Here is a 23184-nt window from a genome sequence, read left to right on the forward strand (position 1 = left end):
TTTAACAGTGAACAGATTAAAAACCAACCGTGAGGCCACCCGTGAACACCCGGATGCCGGGGTAGCTGCTTTGGTCGAGGCCGGGCGTGGTGAGCGAGCCGCCGTTAATGCTCGTTTCGGGGTCGTAGCCGGGGTAGCGGGTGAAGGTGAACAGGTTCTGGCCGGTCACGTACAGGCGCAGGCTCTGCAGCTTCACGCGCTTCACCAAGCTGCCCGGCAGGGTGTAGCCGAAGGTCACGTTGCGCACCCGCAGAAACGAGGCGTCGTACACCTGCCGGTCCGTCAGCTGGGTGCCGGGGTTGTAGCCGCCGGCCGAGATGCGGGGCCAGGTCGTTTCCACCTCGGGCGCGTCGGGGCTCCAGGTGTTTTTGTAGAAGTCACGGGTGATGTTGGTGCCGTTGGCGGCCAGCGTGTAAAACTGGCGGATGTTGCCCATAATCAGGTCGCGGCCCTGCACGCCCTGCAGGCTGAGGCTGAGGTCGAACGCTTTGTAGGTGAAGGTCTGGTTCAGGCCGTAGAGGAAGTCGGGCACGCCCTTGCCCACTTTCACCCGGTCGCTTTCGTTGATGATGCCATCGCCGTTCTGGTCCTTGATAATCCAGTTGCCCAGTCCTTTGGTGGCGGCGTAGGGGTAGGCGTCGAGGTCCGCCTGGCTCTTGTACACGCTCAGCACCTCAAAGCCGTACATGTTGCCCAGCGGCTCGCCCACAATCAGCTGGTAGGAGTTGTTCCAGCCAAAAATCGACTGCTCGGGCGGCAGCGAAGTCACGCCGCCCAGGTCGAGCACCTTGGTGCGGTTGCCCGAAATATTGCCGTTGATGGTCCACTTCACCGGCCCCAGGTTGGTGGTGGTGCCGAGGGCCAGCTCCAGGCCGCGGTTGCGCAGCCCGCCGATGTTGGTGCGGTAGGAGGTGGCAAAGCCAAACGCGCCGGGCAGGGTCTGGTTCAGCAGCATGCCGGTGGTTTCGCGGTTGTAGTAGTCCAGCGTGAGGGTCACTTTGTCGCCAAAGAAGCCGACATCGATGCCCAAATCGGTCTGCTGATTTTTCTCCCAGGTCAGGTTCGGGTTGCCCAAGCCGCGCTGGTTGTAGCCGTAGGCCCGCGCGCCGCCAAAGCTGTAGTTGCTGTTGACCTCGCTGTTCAGGTAGTTGAAGGAGCCGATGTTAGCATTGCCCGTCTGCCCGATGCTGGCCCGGAATTTCAGCTCGTTCATCACCGGCTTGAGGCCCTGCCAGAACCCTTCCTCGCTCACGCGCCAGCCCAGCGAAGCCGAAGGGAACACGGCGTAGCGGTTGTTGGGCCCGAAGCGTGACGAGGCATCGGTGCGCAGCGCCGCCGACAGCAGGTATTTCTTCTTGAAATCGTAAGTCAGTCGTCCGCCATAGCTCAGAAAGGCGTTTTGGTCGTAGGTCAGCTCGCCAATGCGGTCGGGCGAGCCGAGCGGGTTTTCGAGCAGGTTGGTGGTAATGGTGCCCGGCCGGGCCGTGGTGGCCGTGTTGCGGGTCTGAAACTTTTGCAGCGAAAACAGCCCCAACAGCCCAAAATGGTGGTCGCCCACCTGCTTGTCGTAGGTGGCCGTGTTTTCCCACAGGAAATCAACCGCCTGGTTCGAGCTTTCGCGGGCGTACACCGAGCTTATCACCGGGGTGGAAATATTAGCGCCCTGGGCCGATTCCGAGGCCATGGTGGCCGGAATGTAGGCCGACTGGTTGTCGGTGGTGAGGGTGCCGCCGCCGGCCGTTTTCAGCCGCAGCCCCGGCAGCGGCGACCATTCCAGGAAGGTGTTGGCAAACACCCGGTAGCTGGTGTAGGTGTTCTGGTTCAGGTCCACCGTTTGGCGGGGGTTGAAGACGTTGGCCGTGTAGAATTGGGCATTGTTGGCGCCAATGAGTTGGTTCAAGGGCGTGCCGTAGTCGCCGTTGGCAATAAAGACGGGCAGCGCCGGCGACTGCAGCAGGGCCAGCGACGTGGCGTTGGGCACGGCCCGCGTGCCGTTGTTGGCCGAGCCGCCCGACTGGTTGTAGGCCCCGTTGGCCGCCTGCCGGTCCTGAATGCCCAGCGACGGCGCCACCGACACCCCAATTTTCAGCTTCGAACTGAGGTTGGCGTCCAGATTGAAGCGCAGGTTGAACCGGTCGTAAGACGAGCCCAACAGCACACCGTCTTGCTTGAAATACGCCCCAGAGATGTTGAATCGGGCCTTTTCCGTGCCGCCGGAGGCCGACAGCTGCACGTTGCGAATCACGGCATCGCGGTAAATTTCGTCCTGCCAGTCGGTATCGGGCAGGCTGCCGGGGTCGCTCAGGAACACGGGCGGCACGGGTTTCGCCCCCGTGCCGAACAAGCCCGTGGTGGGGTTGAAGTTCTGCTGCCGCACCCGGTCTTTCTGCCAGTCGATGTACTCGTCGCGCTTCAGCACGTCCAGCTTTTTAGAAATGCGCTGAATGCCCGTGTAGCTCGACAGCGTAAACCGCGTCTGGCCCGATTTGCCGCGCTTGGTGGTCACAATCACCACGCCATTGGCCGCCCGCGAGCCGTAGATGGCCGTCGAAGCGGCGTCTTTCAGCACCGAAATGGCGTCGATGTCGTTGGGGTTGATGAGGTTGAACTGCGCCGCGTCTTGCAGCGGGTAGCCGTCTACCACGTACAGCGGGTCGGTGGAAGTGCCCAGCGACGTGCCGCCCCGGATGACAATGGTGGGCGGCGCGCCCGGCGCCCCGCCCTGGTCCGACTGCACGGCCACGCCCGGGGCCAGCGCCGCCAGCGCCTCGCCCGGCGTGGCCACCGTTTGCCGGCCAATGGCGTCGCCGTCTATCTGCGTCACGGCCGAAGTCAGCGTTTTCTGCGACTGCTCGCCGTAGGCAATTACCACCACCTCGTTGAGCTTCTGCGCATCCTCGCGCAGCGTCACGCTGATGTCGGTGCGGCCGCCCACCGCCACATCCTGCGGGGCAAACCCGATGTAGCTGATGCTGAGCACCGGGTCCGTCACGGTGCTGGGGATGGTGAGGGCAAAGGTGCCGTCGCTGCCCGTGGAGGCGCCGATGGTGGTGCCCTTCACCACCACGGTCACGCCGGGCAGGGCACCACCTTTGTCATCCACCACGCGGCCTTTCACGGTGATGTCGGCCAGCATGGCGGCCGAAATGGGGCTGGCGGCGGAGGCCGGGCTGGCGGCCAGTGCCGCGCCCGCCACGGGCATCAGCAGCAGCGAAGCAGCCGCCCCGCGCAAGCGAGCAGACGGTAAAAAATGACTCATATGAGAAATGAAAATGGGTGGGATTGCAAAAAAAGACGACTGAAACCGGCGCTAACTCGGCCACAAAATCAGGCCTTTCGGGAATGCTTCGGGCAGCAAGAGCAGCTCTTGCAGAAGCCGGCTTTACCATTTCCCCGAGCATTCCTGATATGGAGTTAGCTTGTCAAAGGTCTAGGTTGAAATAGCTACTCCCTTTCTCATTTTCGACAGATGTTGTTCATGTGAGTATTATTTGTTAAATTATTGAAAAGCAATGGCATAAATAATGAATGTTTGCTGATGTGATGGGTCGATTTTCATTTTTAGTACGCATCTGTCATAATATTTTTAGTGGGCGTAACTGTCGTTGGAAGGGCTTATTCGCTGGCCAAGCGCAACGCAGAAGGAGTAAAAATCCAGGGCGACGCCAAAACGAGAAGCACTGCTATGAGCAGGAGCCCACCACGCAAAAAGCCCCCGAAGCAGCGTTGCTTCGGGGGCTTTCAGGTGCTCAAAGTAGCGTGGGCCTACTGCCTCGCCAGCTTCCAGCCTGCCGGCTCATTTGCGCGACTTCAACCTTCTTTCCAATTGGTCCAGGTAAAGGGATTTCGGTCGCAACGACTCGCCTTTGCCGAGGCCTTCCTTGAAGTCTTCGGGCGCCGAATTGTAGTTGTATTCCTTAATCTTGCCGGCTGTTGGCGAGGTCTTTACGTCGCTGGCCGGGCCGCTGGTGCCAATGATGTACCCCCAGCCGAACTGCTCCGAATCGATTACATAAGGGGACTTGGCTGGGTGGGCTTCGCCCACCGTGTTCCAGTACACACTTTGCGTGGTGGGGTAGCCGTGCATCTCCGGCAACGTGCCCCAGGGTCTGAATTTGGCTTCCAGGAAGTCCTTGTTCAGGGTGGTGTTGTCGAATAGATTGGCCATGCTCAAGTGCATGTGAAAGTCACTGGCCAGCGTTGAATTTTCTCCCCGGCATCGCAGAATTACATTGCCATTGCTCCGCATGGATTTGAAATCGTAGTTGTGGCGGGCGTAGGCCGCAAAGCAGTCCCTGATAAGGCAGTCATTCGAGGCCAGAATGTACATGTAGCCGTTGCCGCCTTCCCCCAAATACTGGGCTCTCTGAAAAGAACAGTCGCTTACTGTTACAAATCGGGAGTTCTGCAACAAAATCCCACTTGAAACCAAGTGAATACCGTCTTTATTTTCTTCCGGCTTATAAGTGCCTATGTTTCTAATCCAGCAGTTGATGGCGCTGTTTAGCATGATTAGATTACAGCTGTGCACTTCGTAAGCAGCGGTGCCTTTGACATTGAAGTCCAAACCTCCTAAACCTGGCAGTATTGATTGTCGGTTTGCGATTGAAAAGTTCTCAATGCCAACTTCGCTCAATACGGGCTTCACTTTGTAAACCCTGGCGTTGTCTCGCTTTTTAAGGAAATACCTGGTAGGCGCATCAATCTGTACAGTATTTGCCTTTTGGTCTATCGCAGTGATGTAGCGGTAAAATATGGTCCCAACCAGCGAGGTCTCCCACAGATTGTTCATATTATGCTCTTTGATAAACTCTTTGGTAACATCGGTTCGCAAAACTACCCAGTCACCAACCTTGAAATCCTGAACAGATGAAACCGGGATAGTTTGGGTAGGCAGCAACAAGTCTTCCGTTATGCTCACGGCTTTGGTTTCGGGGCTAAGCCAGTTTCCGCCAGCGGTTGGCCTGGCCTGTATAATGGAGACATTTCTAACGTTGGAATTGTCGTTAAAAATAAACGTTTTACCTTCGCCTGCGCCTCGTAATACGACGTTGCTGTAACTTATTTTCAACGGGTTGGCCCTAGCCGCGGAAACATCAATCTTGTATTTTCCTGCGGGCAAATAGACCACCCCGCCGCCACGCTGGCCCACATCGTTCAATGCTTGCTGAAGAGAAGCCGTCATGCTTCTCCACTCCTGCGAGAAAGCCGGATAAGCAGCGAATAGCAAAACGGCCAGGCGAAGGTTATGCTTCATGAACTCTTGTGAATTAGAAGCTTACTTCATTTTCAGAACTTCGCTGCCGGCCAGCAGAAATGCGCCCGTGCCGTAGTTCTGCCAGCTTTCGGCAGTCGCCGGACGAGGGTCGAAGCCGATGTTTTGGACGAAGCCGACCATTCCATCTGGCTTTTGCATTTTCAATAAGGCAGGCCAAGCCTTCGCTACCACCGGCTTGAAGTCAGCAGGATTCAGCAGGCCATTATTGATTCCCCAGGCAATGCCGTAGGTGAAGAAACCGCTGCCGCTGGTTTCGGTGTGGTCGTAAGACTCGGGCGAGAGCAGGCTGGTGGTCCACATGCCGTCGGGTTGTTGCAGGCTCTTCACTTTGGTTGCCATCTCTCTAAAAAGCTGCTCGAAAAAAGGACGGTGAACATAGTCCTGCGGCAGGTCTTGCAGGATTAGCGCCAGGCCGCCCAACACCCAGCCATTCCCGCGGGACCAGAATATCTTTTTGCCGTTTTTCTCTTTTTTATCGGTGCTGGCGCCTGTCCACAAAAACCGGTCGTCCCGGGCAAAAAGGTGCTCTTCCTTGTCGTAGAGCAAGTCGTAGGTTTCCTTGTAGTGCCGGTACATGTCGTCCAGCAGCACGGGGTCGTGGTTCCGTTTGGCCAGCACCGTGAAAACCGGAGGGGCCATGAAAAGCGCATCGCACCACCACCACAAGGGCTTGTTGCGCTTTTGCTCCTGCTGGTAAGCTAAATGCTTTTTTATGAAGTCTTCGGTCGGCGCCAGGTTGGCGTCTTTGTCGCCGAGGGATGCCAGATACAGGTACGCGTAGCTGATGGCCACGTCATCCGCACTATTGATGCGGATGTACGTCTGCCACTCATTCTTTTTCGCCATTTCTTGCAGCGCCTTCAAAAATGCAGCGTCGCCGGTGGCTTGGTGGGCTTTAACAACTCCCGTGTAGTAAGCCCCATTGGTCCAGTCTTTGGTCGATTTTTCGACGATTGGATGTGCTTCCTGCCACGCCAGGGCCCGAAGCATCGCCTTTTTTGTGTTGGAAGCAGCTTTGCCTCCGCCTGCGTTTTTAGCGGCAGTGCATGCTTGCGTGAATAGGCTGGCGGCGAACAAGGAGCAGATTAGAAGAAGCCTCATCATGAGTAAGATTAGCTAGTGTGAACAAGGGCGTTTTTTAAAATATGTTGATTATCAAATCTTTCCCGCAGCGTTTTCCAACACCACATTCGAAAGTATGGCAGTGTCTACTTTATCCGGAATATGTGAGCAAAAGCCGATGCCCACGTAAAAAGGCTCTTTGAACGGGAGTTTAACGGGGTCGCCTAACTGGTGCATGGGTTCTCCATTTAAGCTAATAAACATCGCATAGTTTTCGCCCCGCTTCTCTATCCCGATGCGCATGGCGCTTTTCTCCGGCACCTTCATTTGCAGAACTTTTGTGTTTTTTTCTGGCCTCCAGGCCAAGTGCATCAGGCCCGCGCCGTGGCGGGCTACCATGGCTTCTTCGGAGTCGTCATCCAGGCTTTGCCGGATAATTACGACCGCCTTTCTGTCGAAAAAGCCCGCTTCGTTCGGAAACTTGACATCGGCAGCCAAGGATATATCGCCCGACATCTTTTTCCAAAGAAAACGAAATTCATCCCGGGTGTACCAGATGTTGTAACCAGCTGAATTGATGGTGTATTCCTTAGTCAGCGGAGAAAAATTTGAGTTTCCAGGCACGAGGGATGCCCCCACGTCGCTCTGGCCATCAAAAATGCCAATACGCTTATTTGACGTTTTGGTGGCTCGGTGAAAATCTGCTGGCGGAGGAACCTGCTTATGAGTTGGTGAACCGGGCAATGCCCATTCTGGCACAACCACTTGTGTTGAGGCCGTTTGTGCATCACTGACCTTGCACGACATGGTACAGCACGCAGCCACTAAGGCTGTAATGGTTGTTGCAGCAATTCTGTTGCCATGGGTGTTTAAAGCACCATTGCCTTCTTTTAGCACTCTTAACAGGTTTTTCATGCGTTGCCTACGTGTATGTGCTGCTTTTATTAAATGCGTAATAGCCTGACTCATTGAGTCAGACTATTCAAAATCGTGGATACGAGGATGGCATGGCCCGGCCAGCAGTTGCCGACCGGGCCATGCTTTTCGAGCAGCTATTCGATAACCACGCGCTTGGTCAGCACCTGATTATCGGCCTGCAAGCGCAGGGTGTACACGCCCGGGGCGAGGCCCGAGGTGTGAAATTCGGCGGTTGCACCGGCAGCGTTCAGGCCGATGGTGCGGGCCTGCACCGCTTGGCCCAGCGCATTGAGCAAGGTGGCGCGCACCGCGTGCTGGCCCGCCAACGGCGGCAGTAGCAGCGTGAAATGGGCACGGGCCGGATTGGGATACAAACTCACCACTTCGGCAGTCAGCTCGGCGCGGGTGGCCGTGACAGTTGTCGAACGGAACACAAGGCTGAAGCGCCCGTTACCGCCCGCCAGCGCGCCCAGCGTGAAGGAATAGCGGCTGCCCGTCGCCAGCAGTAGCTGCGTTCCGGTCAGCGCATCGCGCAGATACACTGCTGTGTCAAAATTGCTCAATTCGGCCACCGTGAAGCCAAACGCGCCGGTTTGTGGTATGCGCACATTGAGCGGTACTATCACGTCAGCGGAGCTGAGGGGCGCCAGAGCGTTGATGGCCAGTGGCGTGGTGCCGGCCAGCGTGGCCAAGTCCAGGCCGGTGGGGTTGGGCAGCTTGGTGGCGTCAAACTCGGCGTCAACGCCCGCGCTGGCGCCTTGCTGGAAGTATACGTAGGCATCATCCTGCAAACCGCTGCCATTCAGCGTGAGGCGCAGCAGCGGGCGGCCCGTGGTGGTGCTGCGGCCGAAGACGGGCTGCGGGTCGAAGGTGGTGACGCGGTTGGCATTGGTCAGATTGACAGCGCCGGGCGTGCCGGGGGCCGAAACGCGGGCGAAGTAGCCCGAGCCGGCCACAATCAGTGGGGAGGCGCCCACGCCGTTGGCGTAGGTGCGGTAGGTGCCGACGTACTGGCCGGTGCTCTGGTACACGTACATGGCCGCGTCCATGCCCGGGCGCTGGGCGGCGGTCACGGTGTTCCAATCCAGGGGGCTGGGGTAGGGGTTGCCCAGCAGCTGCCAGCCGGCGTCGGCGTCGGTGCCGCGGTTGAGCGGGCCCGAATTCTGGGCGGCGTTGTTAAAGGTGCCGGTGAAGGCAATTGGCGCGGCCGTGGCGGGCGCATTCACCGTGTAGCCGCGCGTGGGCTGCATGGTTTCGGTGGCATCGGCGGGCGAAAACCAACCTTTATCGAAAGCCGCGTAGTTGGAAGCAGCCGTGGCAATTCGGCTTTCATCATAGCCAAAAACGGTGGGGAATGACGACAACGAGCCGGGCGTCGCGCTGGTGTTGTAGGCCGAATTGAACGTCGGCGTGAAGCCTGTAGTAGCCAGAGTGCCAAATGTGGCCGCGGCTACCGGCGAACTCAGATGGCGGTAAGCTGGCCCCGTCACGGCGCTGGTGACGGCCCGCTGCATGGTGCCGTTACCGGTGATAACACCGCCGCTATTATCAACCAGCGCCGTGCCCGCAGCCGTGGAAAGCAGCGTGAACGGCTGGCCGCCCGTGTCCAGGCTGCCGCTTTGCAAACGGGCCACTTGGGCTACGCTCACGCCCTGGGTCAGGGTGAGGCCGGCCGCGTTGTTCACCGTGAGGGTGCGCACCTGGCTGGGCAGGCCCGTGCCCGTGATTTGGGCGGCCGTGCCGTTGTAGGTGTAAATGCCATCCAGTGAGAAGCTGCGCGTGCCCGCCAGCTGAATGGCGCCGGTGCTGCCGCTGGCTGCAATGCCCGCCGGGTCGCAGATTTGCAGCTCGGCGCCGGCCTGCAGCTCGAAGCTGCCCGCGCCGCCCAGCACGGCGCAGTTGCTGGCGAGCATCCCGCCTGTGAGCACCCGCACCGTGCTGGTTGTGGTGGTGTTGAGCTGCGGCAGCAGGGTGCCGCCGCTTTGCACGGTGATGCTGTTGTAGCTGCCGCCGGCGGGCATGCGCTGGCCGTTGGTTACCACCAGGTCGGGGCCCGTCACGGCCCGGCGCAGCGACTGAATGTAGGTGAGATTGGGCGTGCCGAAGCCGTAGCCCCAGTTTTGAGCTTGGTTTTGGGAAATGGCGGCCTTGCCGTCGCCGTTGTAGTCTAGTATCGTCTGGGTCGGGTTCAGGGGGTAGTGAAACGAGCTGGGCGCGCCACCGGCTTCGGCATCGGGTGAAGTCATCTTGAAGCCCGGCACCGAGAGGTAGAGCGGCGAAGTGCCCGCGGCCGCCGAGCCGCGCAGCCCCAGGCGCGTCACAAACGTGTGGATGGCCCCGGCCACGCCCGCCGTGCCCGAACCGGCCTCCTTAATCATCACCATTTCGTACTGCGTGACGTTGAAGTTGGTGGAGGTGCTGGTGAGGTAGGTGCTGTTGCCGAGCAGCAGGTCCACGGTAAAGTCCGAGGCGTCGTAGTCGGGCACGTAGCCGGCGGGGCCGGCCAGCTGGCGCAGCACCACGGTGGTGCCGCTGCGCATATCGGCCCAAAACGGCGTGTTGTTGAACTGGTACTTGCCGCCCGCGTCGGTGGTGCTGCTGGCGTCGAAGTCCTTCACTATCATGCCGCGCATGTCGAGGTGGTCCTGTACCACGAGCAGCTCCACGGCATCGTTGGTGCCCACCGCGTCGTTCGAGCCGTTGTACACGCGGTTCACCACTATGGGCGGCGGGGGCATGGCCGTAAACGTGATTTTGGAGATGTTGAAGCTGCTCGTCACCAGGTCAAATTTCAGCGTTGCGTTCGGCGAAGCATCCAGATACACGTTGTTGACCACCACGCTCTGGTAGGTGTTGTAGCTGCCCGTGGCGGGAATGGCGACCACGCCAGTTTTGTCCACGTCGTTCACGCTCAGCCGCAGCGACCCCGTCGAGGTAGCCGGCGTCGACACCCGAAAGGCGATGCTGTAGTAGCCGCTGGTCTGGATGTTGACGCTATATTTCAGCCATTCGCCGGCGGCCGAGTAGCCGATGTTGCCGTAGCCGCCGTCGCCGTTCTGGGTGTCCACGCCCTCGTTGGGTCGGGGCGCGGTAGGGTCGGCGGTGGCGCCGCGGTTTTCCGCTTCGTTGTCGTGGTAGGCCACGCCCTCGCCGCCGAAGTCGTATTCAATGGACTTCACCACGCCCGGAATCAGGGCCGGCGTGCCGTTGTAGGGCGTGCGCTGGCAGGGGTTTACCTGCACGTAGGCCGGCTTGCTCACCACGATGGTCGTGTCGGGGTTTACCAGCGTCATGGTCACGTTTTTGGCGCCGGCCGTGGTGTAGGTGACGGCGAAGGGCCCGCGGCCGCTGGCCGTGGCCGGCGTGGCACCCGCCCCGAAAGTCCAGGTGAGGGAGGTGTAGCTGCCCACCACCGCGCCCGTGTACGTCACCGCATCGGGGGCCAGGCAGGTGACGGTTTTATCGGCCGAAAAATCGGCCAGCGTCAGCGTTTCGCCGGGCCGCAGGTAGGTCGGGGGCAGTGCGCCCTGGGCGTGTTGCAGCGAGTACACAATCTTGCGGGTCAGCGCGCCCTGCGCGTCAAACAACAGCACCAGCGTCGACTGCGCCGTGATTCTGTCGGTGTAAGCGGCATTGATGCCGGCCGGCACGTTGATTTTGAGCGCGTTCGAACCCGGCACCGTGGCCGTGTTCAGCTGCACCGTGAAATCGTAGTCCGTCACGTCGCTTTCGTTCAGTATCATCACGGCGGTAGTGCCGTTGTCCTGGCTGCAGACCTCCTTCACCAGCGTCTGGTTGTCGGTGGCGTTGAGGTTGGTGCCGTGTATGTTTTCCGACACCAGCATCTCGTGCCAGAAGGCCGAGCGCGGCTTGATGGTGGCCACCGTGCCGCCGTCGAGGTAGCCCTTGTCGCTCACAATGCGCGAGCCGCTGCTCTCGTGAATGCACCAGGGCTGCATCGAAACGGCCTCGTACTTCATGCCCACGCCAAACACCTCGGCCCAAAACTGCCCGTTGATGAACGAGTGGGCGCCCAGGCCTTCCACCGTGTTCACGGTCGGGTTGGCGTAGTCGAGGTTGAATTCGGTGAGGGCCCAGCGCAGGGCGTTGGCGCCGGTGCGGTTGTGCAGGGTGTTGGCCGTGGCCATCATGCCCAGCAGGCTGGTCACGGTGTTGGCCACGTTCTGGCCAGCGGCCACCACCTGGGCCCGCGTCTGGTTGCCCGAGAAAGGGTAGGTGTGGAAGGAAACGATGTCGATGTAGTAGCGGCCGTTGGCGTCGGTGCCGGTCACGTCGTTGGCGCCGCCCAGCAGCGCGGGGTAGTAGGAGTTGAAGCTGGCGTTTTCGGGCCCCACAATTAGAATGCTGGGGTCCACGGCCTTCATGGCCGAAGCGAATGACTTGATGTAGGCTTCCACGCCCGCCACCGGGGTTGGGTTGGGCTGCGCGGTCAGGTCGGGCTCGTTGCCGATAATCCAGTACTTCACGTTGCGGCCCATCGTCACGTTGACGTGCTGCACCACCTGCGCCGCCTGCGTGGCCGTGAACCGGCCGCGGCCTTCCGACACCTGCACCATGGGCTCGGCCCCGATGCGGCGGATGGAGTCAATCAGGGCGATGTACTGGGCGTTGGTTATCAGGTTGGTATTCGCGCCGTTGCCACCGATGCGAATCATCTTCACCTTCGACTGCTTCACCACCGGCCAGAGCCGGTCGAGCAGGCCGCCGTAGTTCGTGGTGCCCAGGGCGGTGGGCAGCCAGGCGTTTTGGCCCGCGAGGTAGGGCGAGATGGCCTGGCCGTGGCCGGCCCCAATAGCAAGCCAGCTCAGCAAAAGCAGGGATAGTAGTCTTTTCATGCGTGGGAGTTTTAGGAATGTGAGTCGGAAGTGAGAAGCGGTAGCTAAGCGGCCGGGCGGCGCAGGAGGCTGGCTGCCCAAAAGGAGCCGAGGTGTGTCGGTCAGCCGCCTCAGCGGAGTGGCTTGTTTGCCGGGCTGAGGGCCGTTGGGGCTGCGGGGTTCGGGGAGGGCCGTTGGCGGTTGATGCCAGCAATTCAGGAGCGACGGCCAGCCTCGGAGCAGCTAAATGCTGGCAGGCTCTACAAATGTCAGCGGACGCCCACGCATCCGCTTTCTCATTTCGAACCGTCGTGGTTCATTTTGTAAAATATTATTAATTCATTGTTAATGAGAAATTTATTAGGGATTTGCCAAGCGTATTGCCAGCTGCTATTTCATTTTTAGCACGCTCTTGTCATAATAGTTTTAGTAAAAAGCACGGCTTCCCTGGCCATCGCCGCTGCCGCTGCCGCGAAGCCGGGAAAAGGCGAAAAGGCGAAAAGACGATAGCTGAAAACGGCGTGTATATTTCTGCCGCAATAGCAACTGCTCCCCATTGCAGGCCCGCAAATGCGGTGATGAAAGCAAGCAAACTCAGGTAGCTAGACATCCATTTCGCTGGTAGTTGTCCACGTCACGGCTTAGGCTGGATGGCCCGCCCAAGGTGCTGGAACAAAGAATTTTCCAGGTCAGCCCGCCCAAATACACCAACGAACACGCACGACTGCGCGCAGCCGAGGCGTCTCCGCTTCTCGCGTCTCTTTCAAGCCCTTCTTTAGTAATGGCGTACCACCTCCCACGTTTCACTGCGGCCATAGTGCCTGCGCTGCTATTGCCGCTTGTGTTGCGCTCCGCGGCCGATACCGGCGTCAAGCCTGCGCTTAAGACCCCAGCCGCGCTGGCTTTTACCGTGCGCAACCGGCTGGCGGTGGCCCGGCCCACCGAAACGGTTAGCTTGCCAGCGGCCCGTTTGTCAGGCCTCATCAAAGCCTACGGCGCCGGCAACCTGCTGGTGCGCGATGCGGCCGGCACGGTGCTGGTGAGCCAGGCACTCGACAACAACGCCGACGGCCAGCCCGACGAGCTGCTATTCCAGACCGCGCTAGGCGCTAACGAAACCCGGAAGTTCACCGTATCGGGCGCGCCCAATGGCGCTGCCGCACGTCCCCAAAGCCCTTACACAACCTTCTCGCGCTTTGTACCGGAGCGCATTGACGACTACGCCTGGGAGAATGAGCGGGTGGCTTTCCGCACCTACGGCCCCGTGGCGCAGCAGCTCACCGAGGCCGGCCGCAAAGACGGCACCCTCACCAGCGGCATGGACTGCTGGCTGAAGCGGGTGTCCTCCCCGGTCATCGACAAGTGGTATGCCGGCTACCAAACCCACCCGAGCTATTACCACCACGACCGCGGCGAGGGCTACGACCCCTACCACGTAGGCAACAGCCGCGGCTGCGGTGGCACCGGCATCTGGGACGAGGGCCGGCTCTGGGTTTCCAAAAACTTCGTCAGCTACAAAACGCTGGCTACCGGCCCCATCCGCACCGTGTTCGAGCTTACCTATGCGCCCTGGCAGGCCAACGGCCGCACCGTCACCGAGCGCAAGCGCATTTCGCTGGACCTGGGCAGCAACCTGACCCGGTACGAAGACTACTGTAGCAGCCCGCAGCCGCTGCCCAATTTCGTGGTCGGCATCAGCTTGCACGAGAAGAAGGGCGCGGTGCAGACCGACCGGAAAGCCGGCTGGTTCCGGTACTGGGAGGCGGTTGATGATGCCGAAATCGGGACCGGCGTGGTGCTCGACCCGCGCGCTGTGACGGAGGTGCGCGACTACCGCGTGGAGCAGCCCGACCAGAGCAACCTGCTGGTGTTCATGCGCCCAGCCACCGGGCCCTTCGGGTTCTACGCCGGCTTTGGCTGGACGAAGAGCGGGCAGTTTCGCACGACCCAGGAATGGGATGCTTACCTGGCCCAGTTTGCCCAGCGCCTGGCTTCACCGGTAGAAATAAGCTGGGCGAAAACTCCGTAAATGACCTCATTTCATCCTCTGATTAATAAAGCTCCCATGGCTTCTGTTTTTGATTTAACCGGTAAAATGGCGTTGGTGACGGGCTGCACCCGCGGCATCGGCCAAGCCATGGCGCTGGGCCTGGCCGATGCCGGAGCCGACATCATCGGCGTATCGGCCACGGCGGAGCCGGACGGCGGCGAAACCGGCCGACTGGTGCGGGTCCTGGGCCGGCGCTTCCACAGCTACCAGGCCGATTTCGGCCAACGTGCGCAGGTGGATGTTTTCCTGAATCAGGTCGCGCAGGATTTTCCGGTTATCGATATTTTGGTCAACAACGCCGGCATTATCCGCCGCACGCCGGCCGCTGAACATTCTGATAAGGATTGGGATGATGTGCTCAATATCAACCTCGATGCGCCCTTCCGGCTGGCTCGCGCTTTGGGTGCCGGGATGCTGAAGCGGGGACAGGGCAAAATCATCTTCACGGCCTCGCTGCTCACGTTTCAGGGCGGCATCAACGTGCCGGGCTATGCGGCCAGCAAGGGCGCCATCGGCTCGCTGGTGAAGGCGCTGGCCAACGAGTGGGCCGGCCGTGGGGTGAACGTAAACGCCATTGCGCCCGGCTACGTGGCTACTGATAATACCGCCGCCCTGCGTCAGGACGAAGAGCGCAGCGCCGCCATCCTTTCGCGCATTCCGGCCGGCCGCTGGGCCGAGGCCGACGATTTTAAAGGGCCAACGGTGTTCCTGGCCTCGGCGGCCAGCGATTACGTGCACGGCACCATCCTCACCGTCGACGGCGGCTGGATGGGACGGTAAAATCAGCGAGCAGTGAACAAGGTCATCCGGCCGGCTGCTCGAATGCCTTTTATCTAAACACATAAAAAAATGAAGGCAACTATTGCTCTTATTATTTTGCTTGCCTGCGGTTCCATTGCCAGCACGTGGGCCCAGTTGCCGGCAGCGCGGGCAGGCGAGCTGGAAACGGTGCGTAGCCGTTGCGTGCGGCTCTTGCTTTCCGACACCGCCTACGCCAGCGAACGGAGCTACCAGCTGAGCGGCGACATCAGCTACGCGCAGGACGGCGCGGGCTACTACGCCTCCCTGACGCCGGAGGGCGCCTGGCCCGACGTTGACTACCAATCCACGCTGAGCAACGCCTGGCCGCCCTCCTGGCACCTCTACCGCCTGTTGCTGGTGGCCCGGCAGTACCACCGCAACCACGACCCGCAGTACCTGGCGGCGCTGCACCGGGGCCTGACCTACTGGACAAGCCATGATTTTCGCTGCCCGAACTGGTGGCAAAACCAAATCAATACCCCCTTCGCCTACTCCAGCCTGCTGCTAATGCTGGGAACTGAGGCCACTGCGCAAGAGCGGGCGTTTCTCGACGACGTGCTGCGCCCGCGCATTGCGCAGAAGAACCCCACGGGCCAGAACAAAATCTGGCAGCACGACATCGAAGCCCGCGTGGCGCTGCTGCACAACGATGCCGCCCAGCTAAACCAGGCGCTGGCCAACATGGCCACGGTCATCGAAGTCACCACCGGTGAAGGCATTCAGCCGGACTATTCGTTTCAGCAGCACGGCGCCATGCTGCAGTTTGGTAACTACGGCCTGCACTTCGTGAACAGCCTATTGTTTTGGCTGGCCGTCACGGAGGGCACCGGCTATACTTTTACGCCGGAGAAGCAGCGCATCCTCTTTGACTATTGCGCCAACGGCCTGCGCTGGACGGTATTCCGGGGCAGGATGGACATGACGACCCGCGGCCGGCAGCTGCGGGCCGGCGCCGACACCAAGCGAGGGCAGGTGCTCTACGACGACTTGCGGCTGGTGCGCGCCCTCAACCCGGCCCAGGCCTGCCGGTACTTTCTCGATGGCTTCGGCGGCCCGGCCGATGCGGCCTGCCAGCTACAGGGCAACCAAAGCTTCTGGCGAAGCGGCTACCTGGTGCAGCTGGCTCGGAACCGGTATTTCATGAGCGTGAAAACGCACGGCCCCTTCGTGAGAAAAATCGAGTCCATTAACGGGGAAAACCAACTCGGGGCCTATCTGAACGACGGCGTGAGCCTGGTGCAGCGCACCGGCCGGGAGTACCACGACATTGAGGCGTACTGGAACTGGGCCCTGCTGCCCGGCACCACTTGTGACACCACTATGGCGCCGGGCGATGCCCAGGTGCTGAAATCCAACAACGAAGCGGCTTTTGTGGGGCAGGTGTCGGACGGCGCTGCGGGCCTGAGCACCATGGCGTACGACCGGCTCGGCCTCCAGGCGCGCAAAAGCTATTTCCTGGTGGGCAACACACTCGTGGCCCTCGGGGCGGGCATCGAGTCCCAGGACGCCAAAAACGTGGTCACGACGGTTAATCAGACTTACTATAAGGCGCCACTCCTGAACGCTGAGGCAACCCCGAGCAGCCTGCGGTGGCTCTGGCACGACAGCATCGGCTACTTCTTCCTAACCCCTGGCAGCCAGCCGAAAACGTTGGTGCAAGCCAGAAAAAGCAACTGGCCGGCCGTGGATGTTGCCTCGCCGGCGGTGCTGGCGGCCGGGACCGAGGTGCGGAAAACCTGCACCATTTTGCTGCCCCAAAGCAAAACGTCGGATTATGCCTACGCCGTGCAAACCGGATTGGGCCAGCAACAGACGCGCGACGCGGCCCGCCATTTTCCGGCGCAAGTGCTGGCCAACACCCGCGCCGTGCAAGCCATTGCCTTCAACGACCGGGTGCTGGCCGCCTTCTACCAGCCCGGGCAGCTGCGCGTGAGTGCTACCACCAGCATCGAGGCCGGCAGCCCGTGCCTGCTGATTTATAAGCGCGCCACTTCGCGGCCCGAAGTGTGGGTGGCCGACCCTACCCGCACGCTGCAAAACATTCGGCTGAGCATCAACGGCACCTCCCGGACCATCACCCTGCCCCAGGGCGACTTACTGGGTAGCAGCGTAAAAACGCCGCTATGAGGTTGCTAAAAACCACAGTTTTATCCTCAAACAGCTGCTTTGCGACAAAGGGACTGTTTGAGAAGCGTTGATGCCCGGCGGCAGCCCTGGCGCAGGGCACTTTGCCCGGGGCAGGCCGGCGGCCGTACACGCATTCGGGCGGGCAGGAAGCGTCGCCGGGCAAGGACTTGAGCCGGCCGCCTTCCTGGCTGCCAGCGCTTTTTAGACGATGATTTTTTCTGTGATTTTTCGGCGGGTGGCGGTGGGAGTGGGGCTGGCGTGCGGTGGGCTGCTGAGCTGCCAGCCGCGCCAGTCGCTGACCCGGGCCACCACTGAGGCGCGGCCGCCCGCCATCGCCAACCCCGTGCTGCCCGGCGACTTCCCCGACCCGTCGGCGACCAAAATCGGCGACAGCTACTGGGCCTCGGCCACGTCTTCCAACTGGGGGCCGGTGTTTCCGCTGCTCAAATCCCGGGACCTCGCCAGCTGGCAGCTGGTGGGCTACGTGTTTCCGGATGCGCTGCCGGAGTGGGCCGACTACTATTTCTGGGCGCCTGAAATCAGCCAGGAAGGCGGCAAAACCTACGTGTACTACGCCGCCCACCAAAAGGGCGGCAACCTGGCCATCGGCGTGGCCAGCGCCGACCGCCCCGAAGGTCCGTACCGCGACCACGGCCCGCTGGTGGGCCAGCCCGACGGCTCCATCGACCCGTTTCCCGTGCGCGACGAAAAAGGCCGCCTCTACCTCCTTTGGAAGGAAGACGGCAACAGCGTGCAGCAGCCCACGCCCATCTGGGCCCAGCCCATGAATGAGGCTCGCACGGCCCTCACCGGCGAAAAAACCGAGTTGTTCCGCAACACCGCGCCCTGGGAGGGCAACCTTGTGGAAGGCGTGGGCGTGGTGCGGCGTGCCGGCTACTTCTACGCTTTTTACGCGGCCAACGGCTGCTGCGGCGCTTCCTGCACCTACGCCATTGGCGTGGCCCGGGCCCGGCGCCTGCTCGGCCCCTGGGAAAAATGCCCCCGCAACCCCTTGCTGTCCACGAACGCCGCCTGGAGCTGCCCCGGCCACGGCACCGCCCTGGAGCGCAACGGCCATTGGTACCTGCTGCACCACGCCTACCAAACCGGCAGCTTCGAGAACGTGGGCCGCCAGGGCGTGCTCAGCGAGTTTGCCTGGAACGCCGACGGCTGGCCCGCGTTTCTGAACCAGCCGCCCATCTCGCCCGGCACGGCCAGCCCCGGCCGCATCCAGCCCGTGGCCCTGGCCGATGAGTTCGACCAATCCACCCTGGCGCTGACCTGGCAGTGGCCCGTGCAGCACCGGCCGCGGCTGGCCGTGCGCAACGGCCAGCTTTACCTCACGGCCAGTCCCGACGCGGGCGGTGCGGCCCTGGGCCGCAGCATTAGCTCCGCCAATTACACGGCCACCACCACGCTGCTGAACCCCGCTGCCCTGCCCACCGGCGCCAGCGCCGGCCTCGTCGCCATCGGCAACCCCGATAACGCCCTGGCTTTCACCGCCAGCAACGCCACGCTGCAGCTACAGGAGCGCCGGGTCGGCAAAACCCGCCTGCTGGCCGAAATTCCGCTGCCCGTTGCGGCGGCCCACGCCGTGCAGCTGCGCCTGCAAGTGCGCGCCGGCAGCAGCTACGGCTTCGCCTGGAGCACCGACGAGGGCCACACCTGGGCCAACCCGCTGCCCCACGACGGCACCCTAAGCGGTGCTCACCTGCCGCCCTGGGACCAGGGCGTGCGCGTGGGCCTGCTGGCCCAGGGCCCAGCCACAGCTACTGTTGCCTTTGAGCGGTTCGAGCTGCTCAGCGAGTAATAAAGCCGGCGGCCATTGCTGCGTTTATTTTGTTGGTGCCCGATGCTGCCCATTGCTTTCGACCCTATTTACGCCCACCCGCTGCCCGCCGGCCACCGCTTCCCGATGCTGAAATACGAGCTGCTGCCCGAGCAGCTCCTGCGCGAAGGCACCGCGACGGAAGCCGACTTTTTCGCACCCGTCCCGCCGCCCGATGCCGACGTGCTGCTGGTGCACGACGCCGATTATTACGAGCGGTTGCGCCGGGGCCAGCTCACCCGGCAAGAAGAGCGCGCCACCGGCTTCCCGTGGTCGGCGGCGCTGTTTGAGCGGGAAGTCACCATCCTGGGCGGCACCATTGAGTGCGCGTGCCGGGCACTGGCCACGGGCGTGGCGTTCAACATTGCCGGCGGCACGCACCACGCTTTTCGGGCGCGGGGCGAAGGGTTTTGCCTGCTGAACGACCAGGCCGCCGCGGCCGCCTGGCTGCTGGCCCACGAGCCCCGCGTGCAAAAAGTCCTCATCGTGGACCTCGACGTGCACCAGGGCAACGGCACGGCCGCCATTTTCCAGCACGAGCCGCGGGTGTTCACCTTTTCCATGCACGGCGCCCGCAACTACCCCGCCCGCAAGGAAACCTCCGACCTCGACCTGCCCCTGCCCGACGGCACCGACGACGCCCCCTACCTCAGCCTGCTGGTCGCCACGCTCCCGCGCCTGCTGGATGAAGTGCGGCCCGATTTCGTGTTCTACCTAGCCGGCGTCGACGTGCTGGCCACCGATAAGCTGGGCCACCTCGCCCTCAGCCGCGACGGCTGCCGCCAGCGCGATGAAATCGTGCTCAGCCTTTGCCACCGGCACCGCCTGCCCGTAGTAGTGTGCATGGGCGGCGGCTATTCCGAGCGCATCATCGACATCGTGGAAGCCCATGCCAATACCTTTCGCGTGGCGGCCGGGCTCTTCATTTAACAATTATCAATTAACATTTAGCAGCCGTTCGACGAACCCAGTGGCGCAGCTTGAACGGCTGCTAAATGCTAATTGATAATTGTTAAATGAGAATCAGCTGCCAGCGAAACGCCCAGCGCCAGCGCAGCTCGTACTTCGTGATGCCGGCCCGCGCCAGCAGTGCCACCCAGTCGGCCCGCCGGAAGGCGCGGGCTACGGACAGCGGCGCATCGTGCCGCACCAGATACGAGCCGCCCAGCAGCCGCGTGAGCCACTTGATGCTGTGGTAAGCCAGCCAGTGCCGGTGCAGGTCATTGATGACGACAGCCACTCCCGCCTGCTGCTGCCATTGCCGCAGCAGCGTCACCAGCTCCTCATCCGTAAAATGGTGGCAAAACAGGCTGCACGTCAGCACGTCGTAGGGCTGCGCCTGAAATTCGGGCGAGAAAATATCGAATTGCTGGTAGCTGATTTCGGGGTATTCCCGGCTTTTGCCCGCCGCGTATTCCAGCATGAATTCGTTGGCGTCGATGCCCACCAGCTCCACGCGCAGGTCTTGCTTGCGCGCCCAGCGGGCTATCTGGCGCAGGGTATCGCCGCCGCCGCTGCCCAGGTCGGCCACGCGCAGGGCGCGGCCGGCAGGAAAGCGCGGCCGCAGTCGGTTCAGCGCATCCAGCACCGGCGCGTAGCCGCCCAGCCAGGTATTGATGGTTTCGAGCTCGTCGAGGTTATGGCGCAGGGCGTCGGAGGCCAGCGTCAGGTCGTCCATCAGCTCCGGGCCGGAAGCTCTTTCATTTAACATTTATCAAGTAACATTTAACAGTTCGAGTGATAGAGCAGCAGGAGCCGGGTCATCCTGCTTTGGCGACTCATCTGCCTGTGCCTGCTTGTTAAATGTGAAATGATAATTGTTAAATGAAACCTCCAGCAGCATGGCTTCCATCGTCAACCCTGGCCCAAAAGCGAAACTGAGAACCGGCGCGCCGTGGTCGGCGGGCGTGGCGTGGGCCAGCACTTCGCGCAGCACAAACAGCACCGTGGCCGACGACATGTTGCCGTAGTCGCGCAGCACGCGGTAGGCGTGGCGGTTGTCGTCGCGCGTCAGGCCCAGCTCGGTTTCGATGGTTTCCAGAATCTTGCGCCCGCCGGGATGAATGGCGAAGTGCCGGATGTCGCCCAGCTGCACCGGCAAGCTGCTGAGCAGCCCATTCGTCAGGTTCCCGATGCCGCGCTGAATGAGCTTGGGCACATAGCTGCTCAGCGTCATCTCAAACCCGAAGTTGTTGATGTGCCAGGCCATGTCGTCGTGCCCATTGGGCTCCAGGCCGCAGTGAAAGGCTTGCAGCGCCAGGCTGGGCGCCTCGTTGGGCAGCGGCTGGGCCTGCACCAGGCAGGCCGCCGCGCCGTCGCCAAACAGGGCATTGCTCACGAGGTGGTCTTCCTCCGGGCTTTTCTGGAAATGCAGCGTGCACAGCTCCACGCTCACGATGAGCACGCGGGCCCCGGCATCGGCCAGGCAAAAAGCGTCGGCCAGCTTCAGGGCGTTCACGGCCGCGTAGCAGCCCATGAAGTTCACGCAGGTGCGGCGCACATCTGGCCGCAGCCCCAGCGCCTGCACCAGTTCAATGTCCAGCCCCGGCGCGTACATGCCCGTGCAACTCACCGTGATGAGGTGCGTGATGCTGCCCACGGCTACGTCGGGCACCTGGTGCAGGGCGTTGCGCACGGCCTCCACGGCCAGGGGCAGGGCCTCGCGGCGGTACACGGCCATGCGCTGGCCCACGCTCGGGAAAGGCTCCAGGTCGGGCGTGTTGGGGAAAAACGTATACTCGCCGTTGGCCCGGCCGTAGTCGGGCAGCACCGAGTAGCGGTGCTCGATGCCCGACACCCGGTACAGCGCCCGCAGCTTGCGCGTGTCGGCTTCGCCAAAGCCCAGCGCCCCGGCCATGAACTCGGCAATCTGCGGCTGGGCAATGCGATGAATGGGGTTGGCCGTGCCAATGGCACCTAGATAACTCGGCATGCCGGGAAGGAATTACGGGCGAAAAAGCAGGAACGAAATGGCCGCCCGGGCACCCGGCCCCGGCACTGACTCGCCCTAGTTACGGGATTACAACCGGTTTTGCCCGCCGTCGGATTAAAATTGGGTTAATAACTTTTTGGCGTGGCCTCGGCGGCGGTCAAGTCGGCACCTAAAATTCCCGGCCGTGGGTGCGGCGCATCAGCGCCTGCACGGCGCCCGGCCAGTGGCGCAGGCCGCCCACCACCAGCTCGCTCAGCACCGGCCCGCCAAACAGGCGCTGCACCGCCCGCCCCACCCGCAGCCGCGCCCCAAACTGCGCCTTCCACGCCTGGGAATAGGCCGACTCCATGCCCGCCCGCGTGGTTTTATGGCTTAGAAAGTCGTGCGCCGCCGCCGCCGCCAGCGCCGCCCCGTGCAGCGCCATGGCCATGCCGTTGCCGCACAGCGGCGTGATGAGGCCGGCCGCGTCGCCCACCATCAAAATGTGCTGCTCCACCGGCTGCTTGGCCGCGAAAGAAATCTCATTGATGACCTCTGGCTGCGGGTATAGCACCTCGGCGGCGTTCAGGATTTCGCGCAGGCGCGGGTTTTGGGCCAGCACTGCTGCCTCCAGGGCCGGAATGGTGCCGTGGCGGCGCAGGTTTGCGCGAGTGGTGAGGTAGCAGAAGCACAGCTTGTCTTCTTCGATGGCCGAAATGCCGGCGTAGCCGTCGGCAAAGTTGTGCAGCGCAATCACGTCGCGCCGAAAGCCCGGCAGGCGCAGGTGGTACTTCACGCCGAGGTAAGGCGAGCGCTGCGCAAAAAAGCCGCGCTGCAATTGCCGGTCGAGGTTGGCGCGCTTGCCGTAGGTGCCCAGCACCACGCGCGCCGCAAGCTGCCGGCCGTCGGCTAGGGAAACCAGGTGCTGGTCGGCCGCGGCGTCGTAGGCCACGTCCGTCACCGTGCTTTTCAGGTAGAAAACCACGCCCCGCTGCTCGGCCAGCCGGTACAGAAAATCATCCAGCGCGTAGCGGCTCACTCCAAAACCACCCAAATCAAGCGGCGCGCTGAGGGTGCGCCCGCCCGGCGACGAGAGCTGAAATTGCGTGATGGCGGCCGGCCCCAGCGCGGCCGGGTCGGCGCCCAGGCAGCGCAGGTAGGGGAGGACTTCGTTGCTCACGTACTCGCCGCACACCTTGTGGAAAGGGTACTGCTTGCGCTCCACCACGGCCACGCGGTGGCCGCGCGCGGTGAGGTCCAGGGCCGCGGCCAGGCCGGCCAAGCCGCCGCCAATCAAGAGTATATCCACCTAATTGGTCGGTAAAATGTGAACAATGGCGGCGAAAGTACCGTACTTCATCGAGGTTTCTGTAT

At 61.9% G+C, this 23184-nt stretch carries 13 protein-coding genes; 5 read left to right on the plus strand and 8 right to left on the minus strand.

Annotation, left to right across the window (positions count from 1 at the left end; translation table 11 throughout):
* Nucleotides 1-16: 16 nt before the first annotated feature.
* The 5 genes from I2H31_RS01210 to I2H31_RS01230 all read right to left on the minus strand — a co-directional run bounded on the left by I2H31_RS01210 (nt 17) and on the right by I2H31_RS01230 (nt 12114).
* On the minus strand, nt 17-3259 hold the full coding sequence (locus I2H31_RS01210; RefSeq protein WP_196291174.1) for a SusC/RagA family TonB-linked outer membrane protein: 3243 nt from the start codon (nt 3257-3259) through the stop codon (nt 17-19).
* Between the two features lie 537 nt (nt 3260-3796).
* On the minus strand, nt 3797-5257 hold the full coding sequence (locus I2H31_RS01215; RefSeq protein WP_196291175.1) for a glycosyl hydrolase family 28-related protein: 1461 nt from the start codon (nt 5255-5257) through the stop codon (nt 3797-3799).
* A gap of 21 nt (nt 5258-5278) precedes the next feature.
* Nucleotides 5279-6382, minus strand: coding sequence for a glycoside hydrolase family 88/105 protein (locus I2H31_RS01220; RefSeq protein ID WP_196291176.1), 1104 nt, complete (start codon nt 6380-6382; stop codon nt 5279-5281).
* Between the two features lie 51 nt (nt 6383-6433).
* Nucleotides 6434-7255 (minus strand): hypothetical protein, encoded by an 822-nt coding sequence (locus tag I2H31_RS24975; RefSeq protein ID WP_230687381.1) that lies wholly within the window; start codon nt 7253-7255, stop codon nt 6434-6436.
* Nucleotides 7256-7392: 137 nt separating this feature from the next.
* Nucleotides 7393-12114, minus strand: coding sequence for a carbohydrate-binding protein (locus I2H31_RS01230; RefSeq protein WP_196291177.1), 4722 nt, complete (start codon nt 12112-12114; stop codon nt 7393-7395).
* Nucleotides 12115-12934: 820 nt separating this feature from the next.
* Here I2H31_RS01230 and I2H31_RS01235 point away from each other — a divergent pair.
* The 5 genes from I2H31_RS01235 (at nt 12935) to I2H31_RS01255 (ending at nt 19829) form a co-directional block, all read left to right on the plus strand.
* Entirely contained in the window at nt 12935-14122 is a 1188-nt protein-coding gene (locus I2H31_RS01235; protein WP_317192155.1) for a DUF4861 domain-containing protein, read from the plus strand.
* Between the two features lie 36 nt (nt 14123-14158).
* Nucleotides 14159-14923, plus strand: a complete 765-nt coding sequence (gene kduD, locus I2H31_RS01240) for a 2-dehydro-3-deoxy-D-gluconate 5-dehydrogenase KduD (RefSeq protein ID WP_196291179.1) — start codon at nt 14159-14161, stop codon at nt 14921-14923.
* A 192-nt stretch (nt 14924-15115) separates the two neighbouring features.
* Nucleotides 15116-17071 (plus strand): polysaccharide lyase family 8 super-sandwich domain-containing protein, encoded by a 1956-nt coding sequence (locus I2H31_RS01245; protein WP_196291180.1) that lies wholly within the window; start codon nt 15116-15118, stop codon nt 17069-17071.
* 208 nt (nt 17072-17279) lie between these two features.
* Nucleotides 17280-18881, plus strand: a complete 1602-nt coding sequence (locus I2H31_RS01250; RefSeq protein ID WP_196291181.1) for a family 43 glycosylhydrolase — start codon at nt 17280-17282, stop codon at nt 18879-18881.
* A gap of 42 nt (nt 18882-18923) precedes the next feature.
* Entirely contained in the window at nt 18924-19829 is a 906-nt protein-coding gene (locus I2H31_RS01255) for a histone deacetylase family protein (RefSeq protein ID WP_196291182.1), read from the plus strand.
* Between the two features lie 82 nt (nt 19830-19911).
* Here the strand turns inward: I2H31_RS01255 and I2H31_RS01260 are convergent, their stop codons facing one another.
* From I2H31_RS01260 to I2H31_RS01270, 3 genes are all read right to left on the minus strand, one after another.
* Complete coding sequence (locus tag I2H31_RS01260) at nt 19912-20610, minus strand: methyltransferase domain-containing protein (protein ID WP_196291183.1); 699 nt, start codon at nt 20608-20610, stop codon at nt 19912-19914.
* A 3-nt stretch (nt 20611-20613) separates the two neighbouring features.
* Nucleotides 20614-21831 carry a type III polyketide synthase gene (locus I2H31_RS01265; RefSeq protein WP_196291184.1) on the minus strand — a complete coding sequence of 406 codons (1218 nt, stop codon included), beginning with the start codon at nt 21829-21831 and terminating at the stop codon, nt 20614-20616.
* 169 nt (nt 21832-22000) lie between these two features.
* Nucleotides 22001-23119 carry an NAD(P)/FAD-dependent oxidoreductase gene (locus I2H31_RS01270; RefSeq protein WP_196291185.1) on the minus strand — a complete coding sequence of 373 codons (1119 nt, stop codon included), beginning with the start codon at nt 23117-23119 and terminating at the stop codon, nt 22001-22003.
* Nucleotides 23120-23184: the final 65 nt, after the last annotated feature.

The sequence above is a fragment of the Hymenobacter ruricola genome (assembly GCF_015694525.1).
Classification (GTDB): Bacteria; Bacteroidota; Bacteroidia; order Cytophagales; family Hymenobacteraceae; genus Hymenobacter; species Hymenobacter ruricola.